Genomic DNA, 601 nt, shown 5'->3' with positions numbered 1-601 from the left:
CCTGCCGGGAGGAGGGGCTTTTAAAGTCCCTAACCTCAAAGGCGGCCATGTCCTTCTTCAAACCCCTGCTCGCCGGAGCCACGCTGCCGGGCCGCCTGATCGCCTGTGTCGGGGCGGTGATCGGTATCGCCTTGACCATCATCGTCTGTGGCGGGTTGCCGCCGCTCGGCCCCGACCTGCCGATCATCGTCGCGCCGCTGGGCGCGTCGGCAGTGCTGGTCTTCGCGGTGCCCGCCAGTCCGCTGGCCCGGCCCTGGTCGGTGGTCGGGGGTAATGTCCTGTCGACGCTGGTCGGGGTGGCGGCGTTTCAGGCGATCCCCTCGCTGCCGCTGGCGGCGGGATGCGCGGTGGGGGGTGCGATCCTGGTCATGTCGCTGGCGCGCTGCCTGCATCCGCCGGGCGGGGCGGCGGCGCTGACCGCCGTGATCGGCAGCCAGGGCATCCATGCGGCGGGTTTCGCCTTCGCCTTCGCGCCGGTGGCGATCAACTCGATCGCGCTGGTCGCGATCGGCATGGCCTTTCACCGCGCGACGGGGCGCAGCTATCCGCACGAACCGGCGCTGGTGCCGCCTGTGCCCAGCCCCGCGCTGATCGGCCCCGA

1 protein-coding gene is annotated in these 601 nt (G+C 71.7%); it reads left to right on the top strand.

What is annotated here, in order from left to right:
- Positions 1 to 47: 47 nt before the first annotated feature.
- The coding region (locus SB4_RS18690) for an HPP family protein (protein ID WP_058753738.1) at positions 48 to 601 on the top strand (554 nt) is incomplete at its 3' end.

Source organism: Sphingomonas sanguinis (assembly GCF_001476905.1).
Classification (GTDB): Bacteria; Pseudomonadota; Alphaproteobacteria; order Sphingomonadales; family Sphingomonadaceae; genus Sphingomonas; species Sphingomonas sanguinis_B.
Note: the sequence above shows the minus strand (reverse complement) of the source record. Positions and strands in the feature narration are given on the sequence as shown.